The following is a 20,035-nucleotide window of genomic DNA, read 5'->3' on the forward strand; positions in this document are numbered from 1 at the left end:
AGGCAAGCCATGAAGCGACGCGACTTTCTTGCAGCCGGTGCGACGGCCGCCGCCGCGATGGCGAGCTCTGCGCTATGGCTGCCTGGCGCCGCGCGCGCACAAGGGGCAACGCCCGCGCCCCCGGGCCTTGCTAGCGGCTACGAGAACCTGCTGATTCTCGTCGAGCTCAAGGGCGGCAACGACGGCCTCAACACGGTCGTGCCTTTTGCCGATCCGCTTTATTACCGCTACCGGCAAGCCATTGGCGTGCCACGCGCGCAGGCGATACAACTGGACGAGCGCACGGCGCTGCATCCGGCGCTCGCGCCGCTCATGCCGATGTGGCGGGCGCACGAGCTTGCAATCGTGCAGGGCGTGAGCTACGCGCAACCGAATCTGTCGCACTTTCGTTCGATCGAGATCTGGGACACGGCTTCGCGCTCCAATGAGTATCTGCGCGAAGGCTGGCTCACGCGCGCGTTCGCACGCGAGCCGGTGCCGCCAGGATTTGCCGCCGATGCGCTCGTGCTCGGCAGCGCCGAGATGGGTCCGCTCTCGAACGGCGCGCGCGCCATCGCGCTCGTGAATCCGGCGCAGTTCGCGCGCGCGTCGCGCCTCGTCACGCCGGTCACGCTCAAGGAGCGCAACCCGGCGCTCGCGCATATCCTCGATGTCGAGAACGACATCGTGCATGCCGCCGATGCCCTGCGGCCACGCCCGGGCAACTACGCGCTGAAGACGGCGTTTCCTTCGGGTGCATTCGGCGCCTCGATCAAGACGGCCATGCAGGCGCTCGCATCGAGCGACACCGCGCAAGGCGCGCCGGTGGCGGGGCGCGGCGTCGCGGCGATTCGTCTGACGCTGAACGGCTTCGACACGCACCAGAACCAGCCGCAGCGTCATGCCGATTTGCTGCGCCAGTTCGCCTCGGGCATGGAGGCGATGCGCTCGGCGCTCGTGGAACTCGGGCGTTGGGATCGCACACTGATCGTGACGTATGCGGAATTCGGGCGGCGCGTGCGCGAGAACCAAAGTCGCGGCACCGATCACGGAACGGCTTCGGCGCACTTCGTCGCAGGCGGGCGGGTAGCGGGCGGGCTCTATGGGCAGGCGCCGCAACTCGCGCAGCTCGATGGCAATGGCAATTTGCCCGTAAGCGTCGACTTCAGGCAGATCTACGCGACCGTGCTAGGCCCGTGGTGGGGGCTCGACGCACAGGCCGTCCTGCAGCAGCGCTTCGAGCCGCTGCCGTTGCTGCGCGCGTAACGTAAGCGCGAGCCTCAGCTTCGGCGCGCGGCGCGCCAGGCGATCCACAGTTTGCGCACGGGCGTGAGCACGATCTGCTGATGCAGCACCTGGTAGCCTTCGCGCTCGACTTCGTCGAGCAGCGCGAGTTCGAGCGCGGCGAGCGCACGCAAGGTGCGCTGGTCGCGGCGCGCCGAGGCGGGAATCGCGTCGAGCGCGGCGTGCACCGCTTCGCGCGCACGCGAGGTCTGGAACTGCATGAGTTCAGTGAACTCCGCGCTGTAGCGCCGGTTGATGAGATCGGCGGCGGTGACGTTATAGCGCTGCAATTCGTCGATAGGCACGTAGATGCGGCCATGGCGCGCGTCGTTGCCGATCTCCGGCACGAACTGGGCGAGCATGAGCGCGTTGCCAAGCGGCGCGGCCCAGCGCGCGGCGTCCTGGCGGTCCTCTTGCGTGCGCGCGCTGAGTTGCGCCACGAGCGAGGCGAACGTGCCGCCCACGCCGTCCATATAGCGGCGCAGATTCGGCAGATCGAGATAGCGCGCCTGCTCGAAATCCATCTCGAAGCCAGCGAGCAGCGCCTGCAAGCCAGGATAGACGGCCTTCGAATCGCCGAGATGCGTGGCGAGCGCCTGCGTGACCGGATGCGCGGGATTGCCCGCGGCGAGCGCGGCCAGTTCCTTTTGCCACCAGGCGAGCTTCGTGCGGCCGACGGTGGGGTCGCTCGTTTCTTTCGCGGTTTCCTCGAGTTCGCGGCGCAGCGCGAAGAGCGCGGTCAAGAGCGGCTGGCGTGCGGCGCGGGCCTGACGCAGCGCGTAGTAAGTGCTCGAACCAGGGGGAGCCGCCTTTTGCAGGCAGTATTCGTCGAAGTTCACGGCGTTTGGAGATGTGGGGCAAAGCGGCTCGCGCGGCGACCAGAGCGCGGCGCGACGGTAGAGCCGCGATTCTAGCATCGGCGCGGCTTCGGCCAGGCCGGGCGGGGCTCGCCTGCGCCCTCGACGATGCGCCTGCCATGACCCCTCGCGCACTGTTTTCAGGATGCAGACAAGCGCCAGGCAATCGGTTAGAATCTCGCGCTTGCGCTTTCTGACGCTTAGCTGGAAGCACGCGGCCGGCACATAATGAAGCATCGCCGCCGGCAGGCGTAGTCAGAAAGCAGGCTGGATTGCGGGCGAGGTGGACAACATCGACCGGCGTCTCACGAGGACTCGATCAGTCGGCATGTCGCACAGGGTTGTATCGCGCGCGTTTTCTGGAGTGAAGCGCAGCGGTCCTGCCGGGCGCAAGAACAGAAGCGCAAAGAATTCGCGTGAGTGGCGAAATTGGTAGACGCACCAGGTTTAGGTCCTGACGCCCGCAAGGGTGTGCCGGTTCGAGTCCGGCCTCACGCACCAAAGTAAAAAGGCCATGTACCGTCAGGTACATGGCCTTTTTGTTTGTGTGACGTTTGCGCGATGCACTCGCGATGGCGGCCTGGATGTTGCCCGATCCTGCCCGCCATCTGTTTAGCTTATTGCCTCTGCTCGCGCGGACCGCCTTACAGTTCGGTCTGCATGGCTTCGATCACCTTGTCGAGCGCACGCGCGAGTGCGTCGCGCTCCTTGTCGTCGAGGCTCGCGAAGAGGTCGACATTCCACTTGCGCGCGATGGGCATGACCTTGCGATACAGCGCGCGTCCATCGGTTGTGAGCGAAACGAGCACGAGGCGTCCGTCTTCCTCGCTCGTGTCGCGCTGCATGAGGCCGCGGCGCATCAGCGCCTCGGCTGCACGGCTTGCCTGGCTCTTGTCGAGATTCGCGTGACGCGCAAGCTCCATCACGGAAAACGGGCCGAACGCCCCCACAGCTGCAATGAGCCGAGCCTCCGGAAGTGTGATGCCGAGCTTCGCCTGGTAGCGTTCGCTGGCGCCCCGTTCGGAGAGTTTGTTCAGGACATGCAGCCGATAGGTGAGGAATTGTTCGAGTCCGGCTTTGCTTGCCTTCATGGGAGTCCTGGTCTGGTCGCTTGGGAAGGGCGCGATCGTGTCGCGATTCCATGATTGTTGCCCCATCTTGCGCGCGGGTCAACGCATCCGAACCCTTGTGCGGCTCGTTCGGTTCGGTGCACGAATCTATTAATCGCTTACTGCGGAATGTGTGGCCCGCGTATTCAACAGATCGGACTGCGAAATCCCGGGGGCATCGCCAAAGCCGGGGCGGCGTGCCCCGGCGAATTTGCCTAGTTGGATGTACGCGCAGCGTATTTGAGGCGGGCGAGCTGCTCCGCTTCGTTGGCGAGCAGGCGTGCGGCGTCGCGAATCGCGGTTTCGAGCGTGATGGGGCCCGGCGCAGGCGAGAAGCAGCCGCTGAAATGCTCCGCGAGACGCGGCAGGGCGGCTGCGTCCACGGCGCCCGAGAGCAGCGTGGCGGGCACGCCCACGGCTGCGGCGTGGCGGCAGGCGATGAACGGCGCCTTGCCGTGCAGTGTCTGCACGTCCGAGCGGCCTTCGCCGGTGATGAGCCAGTCGGCGCGATCGAGTGCTTCGTCCAGACCGATGGTGCGCGCAACGACTTCGGCGCCGGGCTCGAAGCTCGCGCCGAGCATGCGTAGCGCGAAACCGAGGCCGCCGGCCGCACCGGAGCCGGCTTCGTCGCGCACGCGGCGACCCAGCGCCGCTTCGAGCAGGTCAGCGAAACGGCCGAGCGCCGCGTCGATCGGCGCGACCTGCTCCGGCGTCACGCCTTTTTGCGGACCGAACACGGCAGTCGCGCCGTGCTCGCCCGTGAGCGGATTGTCCACGTCCGACATGCCGACGAACGACGCCTCGCGAAGTCGCGCGTCTAGCCCGGAAACGTCCACCCGTGCGACTTGCGCGAGCGCTTGCGGCGTGGGCGCCAGCGGCTTGCCAGCGGCGTCGAAGAGTTGCAGGCCGAGGCCCGCGAGCAAACCGGCGCCTGCGTCGTTGGTGCTGCTGCCGCCGAGCGCCACGTAAAAGCGCCGCACGCCTTCGTCGAGCAGCGCGCGGATCGCTTCGCCCATGCCGCGCGTGCTGCGCGCCTCCACCGGCACGCCCATGCCGACAGGGTCCGTGATGCCGACGATCTCGGCGGTTTCGACGATCGCGCTGCCGTCGCTCAGCAGCCCGACCGCGGCGTCGCGCTTCGGGCCCGCTGCGCCTTCCACGGTCATGACCCGGCGCTCGCCGCCGATCGACAGCATCGCGTCGAGCGTGCCTTCGCCGCCATCGGCCATGGGACGGATACGGATGTCGGCGTCGGCGCGCACGCGGCGGATGCCCTCGGCGATCGCGGCGGCGACCCCGTCCGCGCTGAGCGAGCCTTTAAAAGAGTCTGGAGCAATGACGATAACGGGAGCGTCAGTCGACGAATTCGGCATGGTGTCTCTGCTGGAAGAATTGTGTTGGGAGCGGCTGCGGCCGGCGGGGCGTCCGGCGCGAGCGTAAGCTTAACAGCCTCGCCGCGTGGGCTGGATAACGGCGTTGCGATAGCGCGCATCGGAGCGCGCTTCAGGCGCGTAGCGGTTCAAAAGCAGGCCGAAATCAGGTCAAAAACAGGCACATAACACACGCAAACGGCAATTCCACTGGTACCGGGAAATAGTTTGCTAAAATACTTGGCTCTTTTGACGGAACCGCACCGCAAGCCGCCCGTTTCGGCGCTGTTGAGCGGCGCACGAGGCGCCTGCGTTCAGCTCCAAAGCGGGTTGCTGGACCCCGGTTGACCCCGGCGGGCCCCCAGCGGACTGCGGCACGCAAAGACCACAGATTACTGATTCGCTCGAACAATTTTAGGACGATTGAAGCCATGGCTAACGTTGTTGAAAACCTCGGCAAGCTCGAACGCCGCGTGACGATTTCCCTGCCGAAGGACGCCGTGCAGAAAGAAATCGATTCGCGCATCCGTAAACTCGCAAAGAACGTGCGCATGCCGGGCTTCCGCCCGGGCAAGGTGCCGCTCAAGATGGTCACGCAGCAGTATTCGGGCCAGGTCGAAGCCGAAGTCCTGAGCGACAAGGTCGGCAAGGAATTCTTCGACATCAGCCGCGCCGAGAATCTGCGCGTTGCCGGCCAGCCGAGCTTCGCACCGAAGTCGGAAGCCGCTGAAGGCGACTACGCGTTCGACGCGACCTTCGAGGTCTACCCGGAAGTGAAACTCGGCGACGTCGCAACGGCCGAAATCGAGCGCACGACCACGAGCATCACCGAAGCCGAAATCGACCGCACGCTCGACATCCTGCGCAAGCAGCGCGTGCACTTCCACGCTCGCGGCGAAGCCGGCGAGCACGGTGACGGCGGCGCCGACACCGCAGCGAAGGAAGGCGACCGCGTGACGGTCGACTTCGTCGGCAAGATCGACGACGTCGCGTTCCCGGGCGGCACCGCCGAAGGCTTCGCCTTCGTGCTGGGCGAAGGCCGCATGCTGCCGGAATTCGAAAAGGCCGCGATCGGCCTGAAGAAAGGCGAGTCGCGCGAATTCGACCTCGCGTTCCCCGAGGACTATCACGGCAAGGACGTCGCCGGCAAGACGGCGAAGTTCACGATCACGATGCAGCAGATCGAGTGGCCGCACCTGCCGGAAATCGACGGCGAATTCGCCAAGTCGCTCGGCATCGCCGACGGCGACCTCGTGAAGATGCGCGCTGAAATCAAGGACAACCTCGAGCGCGAAGCGAAGCGCCGCACGCAATCCATCGTCAAGAACCAGGTGATGGACGCGCTGCTGAAGATCGCTGAGCTCGACGTGCCGAACGCACTCGTCGAGCAGGATCAGGAACGCCTCGTCGAAATGGCGCGCGCCGACCTCGCGCAGCGTGGTGTGCCGAACGCCAAGGACGCGCCGATCCCGGCCGAAATGTTCAAGGAACAAGCCGAGCGCCGCGTGAAGCTCGGTCTCGTGCTCGCCGAACTCGTGAAGGCCAACAGCCTCGAGGCGAAGCCGGAGCAAATCCGTGCTGAAGTCGACGAATTCGCGAAAAGCTATGAGGACCCGAAGGAGGTCGTGCGCTGGTATTATTCCAACCAGCAGCGTCTGGCCGAAATGGAAGCCTACGTCGTCGAATCGAACGTCGTGGACTTCGTGCTCGGCAAGGCCAAGGTGACGGACAAGCAAGTTAGCTTCGAAGAACTGGCAAGCGCGACGGCGCAGGCTTAAATCTGCCCGCTACGGCGTGCCGGCTGTCGGAGCGACCGACGGCCAGCACGCCGTTTTTGTATCCGCAGGTTTTAGCCATGCTGCCCGTGTGGTTGATTTAACCAGGGTCCGTCGCCATACCGGTATATCAGAAGAACTTTTCCAGACAAGGATGCACCGCATGACCATTCGCGCTCAATCGCTGGATACGTTGACCTCCCACTCGTCGCGAGACTTCGACCCGCAGGCGCTCGGCCTCGTGCCGATCGTCGTCGAAACGAGCGGTCGCGGCGAACGTTCCTACGACATCTACTCGCGCCTGCTCAAGGAGCGCGTGGTGTTCCTGGTCGGCGAAGTGAACGACCAGACGGCGAACCTCGTGGTCGCCCAGCTGTTGTTCCTCGAAAGCGAAAACCCGGACAAGGACATCAGCCTGTACATCAACAGCCCGGGCGGCTCGGTCTCGGCCGGCATGGCGATTTACGACACGATGCAGTTCATCAAGCCGGACGTTTCGACCCTTTGCATGGGCCTCGCGGCCAGCATGGGCGCGTTCCTGCTGGCGTCGGGCGCCAAGGGCAAGCGTTTCGCGCTGCCGAATTCGCGCGTGATGATTCACCAGCCGCTCGGCGGCGCGCGCGGCCAGGCTTCGGACATCGAAATCCAGGCTCGCGAAATCCTGTACCTGAAAGAGCGCCTGAACCAGTTGCTCGCGCACCATACGGGTCAGCCGGTCGAGCGCATTGCGCGCGACACGGATCGCGACAATTTCATGTCGGGTGACGACGCTCAGGCATACGGTCTCGTCGACCAGGTTCTGCACAAGCGTCCTTAAGCTGCGAGAGCGGTTTTGCGCGTCCGACCCTGCGAAGGGCGGCGCGCAGGCGCAGTCCTGAAGGATCAGCTCGGCCCCCGTACAAAAGGGGATAGCCGACGCCGCGCAGACCTTGTGGAATAATCGGCAAACGCGCTTCGCGGCCTGCGGCCCCCAACGCCGTCACAGCAAGCGGTTCACGCACCCTCCGGCCTCGCTGGGGGAAACGGCGTATCATGTAACAGAGTGTCCGGAGGCTCATTTATCCATGGCGGACAAGAAAGGTTCTAACAGCGAGAAGCTGTTGTATTGCTCGTTTTGCGGCAAGAGCCAGCATGAGGTGAAAAAGCTCATTGCTGGTCCGTCGGTCTTCATCTGCGATGAATGTATCGACCTGTGCAACGAGATCATTCGCGACGAAGCCGCCGGTGCGGGCGTCGACGCGGCGCTGTCGCGCTCGGACCTGCCGAGCCCGCAGGAGATCCGCGACATCCTCGACCAGTACGTGATCGGGCAGGAACGCGCGAAGAAGATCCTCGCAGTGGCGGTGTACAACCACTACAAGCGTCTGAAGCACCTCGACAAGAAGGACGACGTCGAACTCTCGAAGAGCAACATCCTCTTGATCGGGCCCACGGGCTCGGGCAAGACGCTGCTCGCGCAGACGCTCGCGCGCCTTCTGAACGTGCCGTTCGTGATCGCGGACGCCACCACGCTGACCGAAGCCGGTTACGTGGGCGAAGACGTCGAGAACATCATTCAGAAGCTGCTGCAGAACTGCAATTACGAGGTCGACAAGGCCCAGCGCGGCATCGTCTATATCGACGAAATCGACAAGATCAGCCGCAAGTCGGACAACCCGTCGATCACGCGCGACGTGTCGGGCGAAGGCGTGCAGCAGGCGCTGCTCAAGCTCGTCGAAGGCACGATGGCTTCGGTGCCGCCGCAGGGCGGCCGCAAGCATCCGAACCAGGATTTCATCCAGGTCGACACGACCAATATCCTGTTCATTTGCGGCGGCGCGTTCGACGGTCTGGAAAAGGTCATCACCGACCGCACGGAAAAGACCGGCATTGGTTTTGGCGCGAGCGTGAAGAGCAAGCAGGAGCGCGACACGGGCGAAGTGCTGCGCGAAACGGAACCGGAAGACCTGATCAAGTTCGGCCTGATTCCCGAACTGATCGGCCGTCTGCCGGTGGTCGCGACGCTCGGCAAGCTCGACGAAGCCGCGCTCATGAAGATTCTGGTCGAGCCGAAGAATGCGCTCGTCAAGCAGTATCACAAGCTCTTCAACATGGAGCGCGTGGAGCTGGAAATTCGTCCGGCCGCACTGCAGGCTGTCGCCCGCAAGGCGATCCGCCGCAAGACCGGTGCGCGTGGCCTGCGCTCGATCCTGGAACAGGCATTGCTCGACGTGATGTACGAGCTGCCGGCCATGAAGGGCGTGAGCAAGGTCATCATCGACGACAACGTGATCGACGGCGACGGCAAACCGCTCTTGATCTACGAAGACGCTCCGAAGGTCGCAGGGTCGAACTGATGGTGGTGATCGGCTAAAGAGTTCCGGAAAAAGGCCGTTCATACAATGGGATGAACGGCTTTTTCGTTTATCTTGTGGTCGATGGCGCACTATTTTGGAGTCACTGAACTTTTCCCACACGCGCGAGGCTTGCAATCGGTATCTCAGGCCTCAATTACCGAACAATTGATTCCACTCATGGGGAAATGAAATGTCAGGAACCCAACTCCTCCCGCCGGAACGCACCACGCTCCCGCTGCTGCCGCTGCGAGACGTCGTAGTTTTCCCGCATATGGTGATTCCCCTTTTCGTGGGCCGACCGAAATCGATCAAGGCCCTCGAAGCGGCAATGGAAGGCGGCAAGCACATCATGCTCGTCGCCCAGAAGACTGCCGCGAAGGATGAGCCGACCGAAAAAGACATGTATGAAGTAGGGTGTGTCGCCAACATCCTGCAAATGCTCAAGCTGCCCGACGGCACCGTGAAGGTGCTCGTGGAAGGCCTGCAGCGCGCGAAGACGCTTTCCATCGAAGAGCAGGAAACGCAGTTCTCGTGCGAAGTGATGCCGCTCGAGCCGGACCACGCCGACAGCGCAGAAACCGAAGCGCTGCGCCGCGCGATCGTCTCGCAGTTCGACCAGTACGTGAAGCTCAACAAGAAGATCCCGCCGGAGATCCTGACCTCGCTGTCGGGCATCGACGAAGCCGGTCGTCTTGCTGACACCATTGCCGCGCATCTGCCGCTCAAGCTCGACCAGAAGCAGCACATCCTCGAGATGTTCCCGGTCGTGGAGCGTCTGGAGCATCTGCTCGCGCAACTCGAAGCCGAAATCGACATTCTCCAGGTGGAGAAGCGCATTCGCGGCCGCGTGAAGCGCCAGATGGAAAAGAGCCAGCGCGAGTACTACCTGAACGAGCAGGTCAAGGCGATCCAGAAGGAACTGGGCGAAGGCGAAGAGGGTGCGGATCTTGAAGAACTCGAGAAGCGCATCACGGCCGCGCGCATGCCGAAGGAAGCCAAGAAGAAGGCCGACGCCGAGCTCAAGAAGCTCAAGCTGATGTCGCCGATGTCGGCCGAAGCCACCGTCGTGCGCAACTACATCGACACGCTGATCGGCCTGCCGTGGCGCAAGAAGAGCAAGGTCAACAACGACCTCTCGAACGCCGAAGCCGTGCTCGATGAAGACCACTTCGGTCTCGAGAAAGTAAAGGAACGCATTCTCGAGTATCTCGCGGTGCAACAGCGCGTGGACAAGGTCAAGGCGCCGATCCTGTGCCTCGTCGGCCCTCCGGGCGTCGGCAAGACGTCGCTCGGCCAGTCGATTGCGCGCGCAACGAATCGCAAGTTCGTGCGCATGGCGCTGGGCGGCGTGCGTGACGAAGCCGAGATCCGCGGCCACCGTCGTACGTACATCGGTTCGATGCCGGGCAAGATCCTGCAGAGCCTGACCAAGGTCGGCGTGCGCAATCCGCTCTTCCTGCTCGACGAAGTCGACAAGATGGGCATGGATTTCCGCGGCGATCCGTCGTCGGCGCTGCTCGAAGTGCTCGATCCGGAACAGAACCACACGTTCGCCGACCACTACATCGAAGTCGATTTCGATCTCTCCGATGTGATGTTCGTCGCCACGTCGAACTCGCTGAACATCCCGCCGCCGCTGCTCGACCGGATGGAAGTCATCCGCCTCTCGGGTTACACGGAAGACGAGAAGGTCAGCATCGCCCAGCGTTATCTCCTGCCCAAGCAGAAGAAGAACAACGGGCTGAAGCCGGGCGAAATCGAAGTGACCGAAGACGCGATCCGCGACATCATTCGTTACTACACGCGTGAAGCGGGCGTGCGTTCGCTCGAGCGCGAAGTGTCGAAGATCTGCCGCAAGGTCGTGAAGATGCTGCTGCTGAAGAAGGCCGACAAGGCCGTCACGGTGGACAGCGCCAACCTCGACACCTTCCTCGGCGTGCGCAAGTACGACTTCGGTCTGGCCGCGAAGGAAAACCAGATCGGTCAGGTCACGGGCCTCGCGTGGACGGAAGTTGGCGGCGATCTGCTGACGATCGAAGCGGCGGTCATGCCCGGCAAGGGCAATGTGATCCGCACGGGTTCGCTCGGCGACGTCATGAAGGAATCGGTCGAAGCGGCACGCTCGGTGGTGCGTTCGCGTTCGCGTCGCCTTGGCATCAAGGACGAGGCGTTCGAGAAGCAGGACATCCATATCCACGTGCCGGAAGGCGCGACGCCGAAGGACGGTCCGTCCGCAGGCGGTGCGATGACGACGGCGCTGGTGTCCGTGCTCACGGGCATTCCGGTGCGCGCCGATGTCGCGATGACGGGCGAGATTACGCTGCGCGGCGAAGTGCTGCCGATCGGCGGGCTGAAGGAAAAGCTGCTTGCAGCGCATCGCGGCGGCATCAAGCTCGTGCTGATTCCGGAAGAGAACGTCAAGGATCTCACCGAGATTCCGGACAACGTGAAGAACTCGATCGAGATCGTGCCGGTTCGCTGGATCGACAAGGTACTCGAACTCGCACTCGAACGTGTGCCGCAGCCGCTGCCGGAAGAAGAAGTGAAGGCCGAGGACGCCAAGGCGCCCGTGGCCGAATCGAAGGACGCCGGCACGACGGAAGTCGTCAAGCACTAAGCCTTCTGTAAGCGCTCAAGCACAGCGCACTCCACCCCGAAAAGCCCGCGGCATGGTCCGCGGGCTTTTTTTTTGCGCGTCACAATCCATGACGTTGCGGTGACAACCAGCGGTCTTTTCCGCGATTTCCCACTTGTTCGAATAATCCCTCGAATATTCCCTCGAATATTCCCTCGAATCGCCCGCCAAATCAGGCTGAACCCCGCTTGACACGGCCCTTTCGGCCCCGTTAAATGAGCGGTCCCCGCGCTACGCCGGGGACGTCTATCCAATAAGTTGACCTTCTTTCTTACGATTGCCCAAACACATTCTCGGGGGCTGGAATGAATAAAACGGAACTGATCGACCATATCGCGCAACAAGCCGACATTTCGAAAGCGGCTGCGGGACGCGCACTCGACGCCGTGATCGGCGGCGTCAAAGGCACGCTCAAGAAGGGCGGCTCGGTCACGCTCGTCGGCTTCGGCACGTTTGCCGTCGGCAAACGCACGGCGCGCACGGGCCGCAATCCGCGCACTGGCGACGCGATCAAGATCAAGGCGGCGAAGGTGCCCAAATTTAGGCCTGGCAAAGCGCTGAAGGATGCGCTAAACTAGCGGGCTCGCTACCTGATAAGGGTAGCGCAGCAGAAGTCGCAGTGCCGGAAGCAGCGCAGGAAAGCATGAAGCTGGGTGCTTAGCTCAGTTGGTAGAGCGGCGCCCTTACAAGGCGTAGGTCGGGAGTTCGAGCCTCTCAGCACCCACCACAGCTTCAGTTCCGGTACCTTGCGCCGCGAGTGGAAACACAAAAGCGCGCAAACCGCATGGAGCGGTAGTTCAGTTGGTTAGAATACCGGCCTGTCACGCCGGGGGTCGCGGGTTCGAGTCCCGTCCGCTCCGCCAAGGATATCTCGACAAGAAGGCGAACTCCGGTTCGCCTTTTTTGTTGGCCGCTGTTGTAATATCGGGCGTTCCATTTTTTGGCGCCCTCAACGTCTGGTCACGCATGCTCGACTTTTTCCGCAATCACAAACGCCTGATGATGTTCATGCTGCTCCTGGTCATTCTGCCAGGGCTGGGCTTCGTCGGTATTCAAGGTTTCCGCGGCTTCTTCGATGAAAGCGCGAACGTCGCAAGCGTCAACGGCCACAAGATCACGCGTGTCGAATACGACAACGCTGCGCGCCAGCAACTCGACCAGGCCCGCCAGGTCCTCGGCGCGCAATTCGATGCCAGCCTGTTCGACACGCCCCAGCATCACAAGGACATTCTCGACGGGCTGATCCAGCAGCGCGTGCTCGTGGACGAAACGCAGCGCCTGCATCTCACCGCCTCGGACGACGCCGTGCGCCGCGCGCTGCTCGCCGACCCGGTGATCTCGTCGCTCAAGAATCCCGACGGCTCGATCAATCTCGACCAGTACAAGCAACTGCTCGCCATGCAAGGCATGACGCCCGAGCAGTACGACGAGCGCGTGCGCTATAGCCTTGCCATGCAGCAATTGCCGGCGTCGATCATCAGCAGCGCGTTCACGCCGAAGGCGCTCGCGCAGCAGCTCACCGGCCTCTCGGAGCAGCAGCGCGAAGTGCAGGGCCTGGCGTTCCACGCGAGCGACTACGCGCCCAAGGTCCAGCCGACCGATGCACAACTGCAGGCGTATTACGACGCGAACAAGAACGCATTTGCCACGCCGGCCACGGCGCAGATCCAGTATCTCGTGCTCTCGGCGGCTACGGTGGCCGCCGGCGTGCAGCCGAGCGACGCCGACCTCAAGAAGTACTACGACGACAACATTGCGCACTACCGTACGCAGGAAGAAGTGCGCGCGAGCCATATCCTGATCACGGTGCCGAAGAACGCGAGCGCCGACGTGCGCAACGCCGCGAAGCAAAAGGCCGAATCGATCCTCGCCGAAGTCAAGGCGCATCCGGATCAGTTCGCGCAGATCGCGCAGAAGGAATCGCAGGACCCGGGTTCGGCCTCGAAGGGCGGCGACCTCGGTTACTTCGGCCCCGGCATGATCGCGGGCGGCCAGGCGTTCGACGACGCGGTCTTCAAGCTCAAGAAAGACGAGATCAGCGGCGTGATCCAGTCGGATTTCGGCTATCACATCGTCAAGGTCACCGACCTGAAGCCGGCGGTCACGAAGCCGTTCGACGACGTGAAGGCGCAGATCGCGAACGACGTGAAGGCCCAGCAGGCCGCGAAGCTGCTCGCCGAAGCGAGCGACGGCTTCACGTCGGTGGTCTACGAGCAGGCCAAGAGCCTGCAGCCGGCCGCGGACAAGTACAAGCTGACGATCCAGACGGCCACGGTCACGCCGAAGCCCAATGCAACGCTGCCGCCGGATAGCCCGCTGAACAACCAGAAGTTCCTCGACGCCGTATTCGCGAGCGACTCGGTAAATCAGCACAACAACACCCAGGCAATCGACGTCGGCAACAACACGCTGATTTCGGCGCACGTGACGAACTACCAGCCGGCCGCCGTGCCTGCCTTCGCCGCGGTCAAGGATGCCGTGCGCCAGAAGGTTGTCGCTCAACTGGCCGCCGACATGGCTCGCAAGGACGGCGAGGCCAAGCTCGCAGAATTCCAGAAGTCGAAGTCGACCGATGGCTTCTCCTCGGCGCTCAAGGTGTCGCGTAACGACGCTCAGGGCCTGCCGCCTGGCGCGCTCTCCGCGGTCTTCAAGGTCGATTCGCAGAAGCTGCCCGCCTACGTGGGCGTGGACCTCGGCAAAGACGGCTATGCGATCTACCGCGTGAACAGCGTGACGAACGGTCCGGCCGCTGACGGCCAGCGTCTGGCCGCCGCGCAGCAACAGCTTGCCCAGGTGGGTGGGCAGTCGCAGGTGCAGTCGTATCTCGACGCACTGCGCGACCGCTCGAAGGTCAAGCTCTACGGCTCGCTCGGCTCGGCCAGCCAGTCAGGCGACGGCGACAGCGGTCAGTAAGCGCGACCCGCGTATCCGCCCGTTAGCGGAGAACGCCGCAGCAAAAAAAGCCCCGCGATGCATCGCGGGGCTTTTGCGTTGTGGCGAGCGCGAAATCAGAGGCAGGCGTTGATGTCGCCGGTGGCGTCTGCGCCCCCACTGCCGCCGGAGCGGAAGCCAACCCACGTCTTCGCGCTGGCACTCCACGCCGGGCGCACCGTTGCGGCTGCGCCGTTGGGCGGCTGCTGGCCAGGGACGTAGACGTCGACAGCCTGGTTGTTGGCGAGCACGGACTGCGAGACGACTTGCTGTTGCGACTTGTCGGCCCATTTTTGCGCGATGCATTGCGCAACCGCCGTGGGCGGTTGCTGGCTGGTGCCGACGGACTGCGCTCCGCTCGGCATCGGCTGATTGGCGCAGGCAGCAAGCGCTGCTGTAACGACAATGAGAGGTAAATATTTCACGCTTCTTCCCTCCAGTCAGGGTCGGTCGGATTCAGACGACGCAGCTTCTCGGGCTCGCGTGTCTGACGCAAACGGTGGCCAATGGCGAGACGCGCTTACCCGCCGCCACGCCGTCCAAGGCGAGATCGGCCTGAACGCGCCAGGGGCGGGGCCTTGCGGCCGGGCGCCCGGTGAGGACGCCCGCAGATTTGTCCTGTTGCCGCCTCAGCGCCGTGCGCTGTCGCCTAGCAACGGCTTGAGCGTTGGCCACACGTTGTCGAGCAGCAATGGCTGTGCCTGCTGGGTGGGATGGATCTGATCGGCCTGGAAGAGTTCGGGCTTGTCGGCGAGGCCGGCGAGGAGAAAGGGCACGAGCGGCACGTTCAGTTCCTTCGCAAGCCGTTCGTAGATCGCGTGGAAATCGCGCGTGTAGTCGGGCCCATAGTTGGGCGGCACGTACATGCCGATCAGCACGGGCTTCGCGCCGCCCTTGCGGATCTGCGCGACGATGGCGCGCAGATTGCTCTCGGTTGTCGTGAGCGGCACGCCGCGCAGCGCGTCGTTCGCGCCCAGTTCGACGACCACGATCGAGGGCTTGATGCGCTGCATGACGAGCGGCAGGCGGGTGAGTCCGCCGCTTGTCGTGTCCCCGCTGATGCTCGCATTCGCAACGTTATAATCAATGCGCTCACTGGCCAGGTGCTGGCGCAGCAGGGCCACCCAGCCTGTATCGCGGGGCAGGCCGTATTCGGCGGAAAGGCTGTCGCCGAGCACGACGATATTGGGTTTTGCCATGGCGGCGGGGCTCGTCGCCGCGTTGGCAGTGGGCGCGGGCGTAGCCGCGAGCGCGGCGCCGGTCATGCCAAACGATGTGCCAAGCACTGCAGCGGCGGTTAAGCTGGTGATCGAGGCAAATGCAGAAACAAACGCGCTGAAGCGGGACCCGGTGCGGGAGAGGGTGGCGCGCCGCGCGGCGCGTTTCTGGTTCACGGCTAACCTGTGCGTCATCATGTGCGAATGAATAGCGATCCAGTCATCGAAGTACGGGGTTTGTGCAAGCGGGTGACCGACGCCACCGGCGAGCTGACGATCCTCGACGGCATCGACCTCACCGTGCAGGCGGGCGGGAGCGTTGCGATCGTCGGGGCGTCCGGTTCCGGCAAGTCGACGCTGCTCGGCCTGCTGGCCGGCCTCGACAGCGCGAGCGCGGGTTCCGTGCGCCTGCTCGGTCATGAGCTTACCGGCATGGCCGAAGATCAGCGCGCGGCGCTGCGCAACGGCTCGGTGGGTTTCGTGTTCCAGTCGTTCCAGCTGATGCCGCATCTCACCGCTTTGGAAAATGTCGCGCTGCCGCTCGAACTGCAGGGCGGGATGTCGACGCGTGATGCTTTCGCCCGCGCGCGTACGTTGCTCGAGCGCGTGGGTCTTGCCGAGCGCACGGGCCACTATCCGAAGCTGCTCTCGGGCGGCGAGCAGCAGCGCGTGGCGCTCGCCCGCGCATTCGTGACGCGCCCGGCCGTGCTGTTTGCCGACGAGCCCACCGGCAGCCTCGACGCCGCCACGGGCCACGCCGTCATCGACCTGATGTTCGAGCTCAATCGCGCCAACGGAGCGACGCTCGTGCTCGTCACTCACGATGTCGATCTTGCGCAGCGTTGCGATGCGATCATCACGATCGAAGCGGGCCGCCGCGTGGCCAACACGCCGCATGGCGCGGCCGCTTCGCGCAGCGCAAGCAACGTCGAAGCCGGGCGCTAGTGCGCGAGCAACCAGCAAACCAATAAACGGCGTGCGCAGCCCATGCGCACGCCGGATCGACGCGAATTAACGCTTGAGCGCCGCACGGGCGCGCGCGATCAGCGCGGCCGTGGACGAATCGTGCGGCTTCACGTTCCCGCTCGCCGCGTTCAGGTCGGCTTCGACCACCTTGCCGAGGATCTTGCCAAGCTCCACGCCCCACTGGTCGAACGGGTTGATGTCCCACACGCAAGCCTGCACGAGCACCTTATGCTCATACAGCGCGATGATCGCGCCGAGCGAGCGTGCGGTAAGCGCGTCGACGAGCAGCGTGGTGGTCGGCCGGTTGCCGGGGAACATGATGTGCGGCACGAGTTCTGGCTTGTCCGGGCCCGCGATCTTGCGCGCTTCTTCCTCGGTGCGGCCAAGCATCAGCGCCTCGCTCTGCGCGAAGCAGTTCGCGAGCAGCTTCGGATGATGGTCGGCCAGCGGATGCTCGGGCGTGAGCACGGCGATGAAGTCGATCGGCACGATCGTCGTGCCCTGGTGCAGCATCTGGAAGAACGCGTGCTGGCCATTCGTGCCCGGCTCGCCCCAGGTGATCGCCGAGGTCGCATAGTCGACGAACTTGCCGTCGAGGCGCGCCTGCTTGCCGTTGCTCTCCATTTCGAGCTGCTGGAGATACGAGGGCAGGAAGTGCAACGCTTCGGAATAGGGCGCGACGAGATAGCTCTGCGAGCCGAAGAAGTTGCGATACCAGACGCCGATCATGCCGAGCAGCACGGGCAGGTTCTTCTCAAGCGGCGCTTCGCGGAAGTGCTTGTCCATGTCGTGCGCGCCGGCGAGCAGTTCGTCGAACTGCTGCGGCCCGATGGCGATCATGATCGAGAGGCCCACAGCCGACCACAGCGAATAGCGGCCACCGACCCAGTCCCACATCTCGAACACGTTTTCTTGGGCGATGCCGAATTTCACGACTTCGGCCGGATTGGCCGAGACGCCCACGAAGTGCTTCGCGAGTTCGCTTTCCGGGCAGCCGTGCTTGACGAACCAGTCGCGCATGGACAGCGCGTTGGTCATGGTTTCGAGCGTCGTGAACGTCTTCGAAACGATGATTGCCAGTGTTTCTTCCGGGTCGATGTTTTCGATCGTGCGCCACAGGTCCGCGCCGTCGACGTTCGAGACGAAGTGCGAGGTGATCTCGGGCAGCTCGAGATGCTTGAGCGCGTGCACGACCATCTTCGGCCCGAGGTCCGAGCCGCCGATGCCGATGTTCACAACGTGGCGAATGCGCTTGCCGGTGTAGCCGGTCCATGCGCCGCTGCGCACGGCGTCGGCGAACTTCGCCATCTTTGCGCGCTCAGCGAGGATCTGCGCGTGGAACGGGGCGTCGGGCTCGGTGGCGCGCAAGGCGGTGTGCAGGGCCGCGCGGCCTTCAGTCGGGTTGACGACTTCGCCTTTGAACATCGCATCGCGGCGCGCTTCCACGCCGGCCTCGCGAGCGAGCTGCACGAGCAGCTTGAGCGTGGCGTCGGTGATGCGGTTCTTCGACAAGTCGGCGCCGAGGCCGGCGCCTGCGAACGTGAAGCGTTCGGCGCGCGTCGGCGCAGGGTCGTTGGCGGGAGCGAACCAGTCGCGCAGCTTTTCGTCGCGGATCTGTTCGTAATGCGTCTGTAGCGCGGACCAGGCGGGGAGCGGATTCGTCATGTTCGTCTAGCGAGGGATCACGAATAGGAGGGCGGCAGGTGCGGTTCGCCGGTCAGGCCGAACGCGCGCTTCGCGCGCCGCGGAGAAAGCACGGGCCGCCTCCGGTGAGAGGCGGCGTGCGGAGGATCAGTATAGCGGCCCCGCGCGACACTGCGCAGCGTTCTGGCGCTTGCGGCGGCAATGTGCGCGAGAGGCGGGGCGAAGGTCCTGGCGAAGCAAACTGCGTGCCGCGCGGGCGAACGTGCGGCGTGCGGCGTGCGGCTTCGGGCTGCGCTCAGGCTCCTTTCATGCTGCGTTCAGGCAGTGAAGCCCGGCGCATAAAAGAGCCGGTTCATGAGCTTGCGCACAACCGGCGCGAGTTCGCCGGCGGTGAGGCCCGCCGGGCCGTCGCCTTGTGCGCACAGCGTGTCGGCGGCAAGGCCGTGCAGATAGACGCCCGCGAGCGCCGCCTCGTAGGGCGGCAGGCGCTGGGCCAGCAGCGCGCCGATCATGCCGCCGAGCACGTCGCCGGTGCCGCCCGTGGCGAGGCCGGCATTGCCGGTGGGATTGACGGCCACGCGGCCGTCGGGTGCCGCGATCACGGTGCCGCTGCCCTTGAGCACTGCAACCGCCGCATAGCGGGCCGCGAGTGTCCGCGCTGCGGCCACTCGGTCGCGCTGCACGGCGGCGGTATCGCAGCTCAACAGCCGTGCCGCTTCAAGCGGGTGCGGCGTGAGCACGCAAGGCGCCCCGCGCGTGGCGGCCGACTGTACGACGTGCGACGCAAGCGCTTCGTCGCGCGCGACGAGATTGAGCGCGTCGGCATCGAGCAGCACGGGGGCGTGGAGGCGCAGGATGGTGTCCACCAGCTGCCGTGCGGACGCGCTGCCGCCCATCCCGCATCCTGCCGCCACGGCGTCCATCGCATCGAGCGCGAGCCGGGCCGCCGCGTGCAGCATGAGTTCGGGGTGCGGGGCGTCGTACGGCGGCGCGTCGTTGCCGAGAAAGCCCACGTGAACCTTGCCCGCGCCGGTGAGGAGCGCCGCGCGCGCCGCGAGAATCGGCGCGCCGCACATGCCTGTGTCGCCGCCCACGACGGCCAGTGTGCCGAACGTGCCCTTGTGAGTGGCGAAGTCGCGCGCGGGCATTGCGGCGGCGAAGAGCGACGGTGCGTTCAGGCGCACGGCGCCCGCGGTGTTTTCGGTGTCGATGCCGATCGGCGCGACCGCGACGGCGCCCGCGTAGTCGCGCCCGAAACCCGTGTACAGGCCGGGCTTGGCGGCGATGAACGTGACGGTATGTGTCGCGCGCACGGCGGGGCCGCTGCCGACCAAGTTGCCCGTATCGCTGTCGAGGCCGCTCGGCACGTCGAGCGAGAGCACGTGGCCATGGCTGCGCGCGCGTGCCGACAGTCTTTCGGCGAGTTCGGCGAACACGCCTTCGAGCCCGCGCGCGAGACCGATGCCGAACATCCCGTCGACGAGCCAGCCGTAAGCGTCGAACGACGCGGGCACGGACGAAGCGAGGGGCACGCCCGCCGCGCGCGCCTCGGCGAGCGCCCAGCGCGCGTCGTCGGGCTTGACCTCGGCTGGCATACAGACTTCCACGGTGACGCCCGCGCGATGCAGTTCGGTGGCGACGACGAGCGCGTCGCCACCGTTGTTGCCGGGCCCCGCGACGAGCCACACGGGTTTGTCGCTCGCCCACGAGGGCGCGTGCGCGAGCTGCTCGCTCAGGAAGTGCGCGGCGGCGGCGCCTGCGCGCGCCATCAGGGCGTGTGCAGGCAAGGCCGACTGTGTGGCGACTTCGGCCTTGCGCAACGCTTCGACGGCAAGAAGCGGCACCGCACGATCGTGCGGATTGACGAGCACCGGTTGCCCGGCGCCAGAGAAGTGGGGAGCGTGCGTCATGGCGATGCGGTTCCGGGAAGCG

The 20,035-nt window shown here is 64.7% G+C and carries 16 protein-coding genes and 3 tRNA genes; 12 read left to right on the forward strand and 7 right to left on the reverse strand.

Annotation, left to right across the window (positions count from 1 at the left end; translation table 11 throughout):
• The first annotated feature begins 9 nt into the window (after window positions 1–9).
• On the forward strand, window positions 10–1,245 hold the full coding sequence (locus U5A57_RS27880; protein WP_321914859.1) for a DUF1501 domain-containing protein: 1,236 nt from the start codon (window positions 10–12) through the stop codon (window positions 1,243–1,245).
• Window positions 1,246–1,259: 14 nt separating this feature from the next.
• Here U5A57_RS27880 and U5A57_RS27885 read toward each other — a convergent pair whose 3' ends face one another.
• Window positions 1,260–2,102 carry a squalene/phytoene synthase family protein gene (locus U5A57_RS27885; RefSeq protein ID WP_321914931.1) on the reverse strand — a complete coding sequence of 281 codons (843 nt, stop codon included), beginning with the start codon at window positions 2,100–2,102 and terminating at the stop codon, window positions 1,260–1,262.
• A gap of 432 nt (window positions 2,103–2,534) precedes the next feature.
• On the opposite strand from U5A57_RS27885, the gene U5A57_RS27890 reads away from it, so the two are divergent.
• A tRNA-Leu gene (locus U5A57_RS27890) sits at window positions 2,535–2,621 on the forward strand.
• Between the two features lie 143 nt (window positions 2,622–2,764).
• Here U5A57_RS27890 and U5A57_RS27895 read toward each other — a convergent pair.
• A complete protein-coding gene (locus tag U5A57_RS27895) occupies window positions 2,765–3,211 on the reverse strand; it encodes a MarR family winged helix-turn-helix transcriptional regulator (protein WP_028206975.1) in 447 nt (148 codons plus the stop codon).
• A 233-nt stretch (window positions 3,212–3,444) separates the two neighbouring features.
• Window positions 3,445–4,602, reverse strand: a complete 1,158-nt coding sequence (locus U5A57_RS27900; protein WP_321914860.1) for a glycerate kinase — start codon at window positions 4,600–4,602, stop codon at window positions 3,445–3,447.
• A gap of 428 nt (window positions 4,603–5,030) precedes the next feature.
• On the opposite strand from U5A57_RS27900, the gene tig reads away from it, so the two are divergent.
• The 8 genes from tig (at window position 5,031) to U5A57_RS27940 (ending at window position 14,258) form a co-directional block, all read left to right on the forward strand.
• Window positions 5,031–6,377, forward strand: coding sequence for a trigger factor (tig, locus tag U5A57_RS27905; protein WP_321914861.1), 1,347 nt, complete (start codon window positions 5,031–5,033; stop codon window positions 6,375–6,377).
• 160 nt (window positions 6,378–6,537) lie between these two features.
• The gene (clpP, locus tag U5A57_RS27910; protein ID WP_028206978.1) at window positions 6,538–7,191 is read left to right on the forward strand and encodes an ATP-dependent Clp endopeptidase proteolytic subunit ClpP; all 654 of its coding nucleotides are present in this window, start codon (window positions 6,538–6,540) and stop codon (window positions 7,189–7,191) included.
• 247 nt (window positions 7,192–7,438) lie between these two features.
• Window positions 7,439–8,710 carry an ATP-dependent Clp protease ATP-binding subunit ClpX gene (gene clpX, locus U5A57_RS27915; protein WP_028216418.1) on the forward strand — a complete coding sequence of 424 codons (1,272 nt, stop codon included), beginning with the start codon at window positions 7,439–7,441 and terminating at the stop codon, window positions 8,708–8,710.
• A gap of 190 nt (window positions 8,711–8,900) precedes the next feature.
• Complete coding sequence (lon, locus tag U5A57_RS27920; protein ID WP_321914862.1) at window positions 8,901–11,327, forward strand: endopeptidase La; 2,427 nt, start codon at window positions 8,901–8,903, stop codon at window positions 11,325–11,327.
• A gap of 323 nt (window positions 11,328–11,650) precedes the next feature.
• On the forward strand, window positions 11,651–11,923 hold the full coding sequence (locus U5A57_RS27925; RefSeq protein ID WP_027796408.1) for an HU family DNA-binding protein: 273 nt from the start codon (window positions 11,651–11,653) through the stop codon (window positions 11,921–11,923).
• 73 nt (window positions 11,924–11,996) lie between these two features.
• Window positions 11,997–12,072: transfer RNA gene (locus U5A57_RS27930), tRNA-Val, on the forward strand.
• Between the two features lie 59 nt (window positions 12,073–12,131).
• Window positions 12,132–12,208, forward strand: a tRNA-Asp gene (locus U5A57_RS27935).
• A 103-nt stretch (window positions 12,209–12,311) separates the two neighbouring features.
• A complete protein-coding gene (locus U5A57_RS27940) occupies window positions 12,312–14,258 on the forward strand; it encodes a SurA N-terminal domain-containing protein (RefSeq protein ID WP_321914863.1) in 1,947 nt (648 codons plus the stop codon).
• 95 nt (window positions 14,259–14,353) lie between these two features.
• Here U5A57_RS27940 and U5A57_RS27945 read toward each other — a convergent pair whose 3' ends face one another.
• Window positions 14,354–14,701 carry a hypothetical protein gene (locus U5A57_RS27945; protein WP_321914864.1) on the reverse strand — a complete coding sequence of 116 codons (348 nt, stop codon included), beginning with the start codon at window positions 14,699–14,701 and terminating at the stop codon, window positions 14,354–14,356.
• A 204-nt stretch (window positions 14,702–14,905) separates the two neighbouring features.
• Window positions 14,906–15,541: an arylesterase gene (locus U5A57_RS27950; RefSeq protein ID WP_321914865.1), complete on the reverse strand. Its 636-nt coding sequence runs from the start codon at window positions 15,539–15,541 to the stop codon at window positions 14,906–14,908.
• Here U5A57_RS27950 and U5A57_RS27955 point away from each other — a divergent pair.
• Both U5A57_RS27955 and U5A57_RS27960 read left to right on the forward strand, forming a co-directional pair.
• Window positions 15,474–15,701, forward strand: a complete 228-nt coding sequence (locus U5A57_RS27955) for a hypothetical protein (RefSeq protein ID WP_321914934.1) — start codon at window positions 15,474–15,476, stop codon at window positions 15,699–15,701. The genes U5A57_RS27950 and U5A57_RS27955 overlap by 68 nt on opposite strands.
• The gene (locus tag U5A57_RS27960; RefSeq protein WP_415765957.1) at window positions 15,698–16,438 is read left to right on the forward strand and encodes an ABC transporter ATP-binding protein; all 741 of its coding nucleotides are present in this window, start codon (window positions 15,698–15,700) and stop codon (window positions 16,436–16,438) included. Before U5A57_RS27955 ends, U5A57_RS27960 begins: the two co-directional genes overlap by 4 nt.
• 66 nt (window positions 16,439–16,504) lie before the next feature.
• On the opposite strand, the gene pgi is transcribed toward U5A57_RS27960, so the two are convergent.
• Together pgi and U5A57_RS27970 are read right to left on the reverse strand one after the other, a co-directional pair.
• Window positions 16,505–18,124, reverse strand: coding sequence for a glucose-6-phosphate isomerase (gene pgi, locus U5A57_RS27965; protein WP_321914867.1), 1,620 nt, complete (start codon window positions 18,122–18,124; stop codon window positions 16,505–16,507).
• Window positions 18,125–18,420: 296 nt separating this feature from the next.
• Entirely contained in the window at window positions 18,421–20,013 is a 1,593-nt protein-coding gene (locus U5A57_RS27970) for an NAD(P)H-hydrate dehydratase (RefSeq protein ID WP_321914868.1), read from the reverse strand.
• Between the last annotated feature and the right edge of the window lie 22 nt (window positions 20,014–20,035).

Origin of the sequence: Paraburkholderia sp. J11-2, from assembly GCF_905220185.1 — a bacterium.
In the GTDB taxonomy this organism is placed as follows: Bacteria; Pseudomonadota; Gammaproteobacteria; order Burkholderiales; family Burkholderiaceae; genus Paraburkholderia.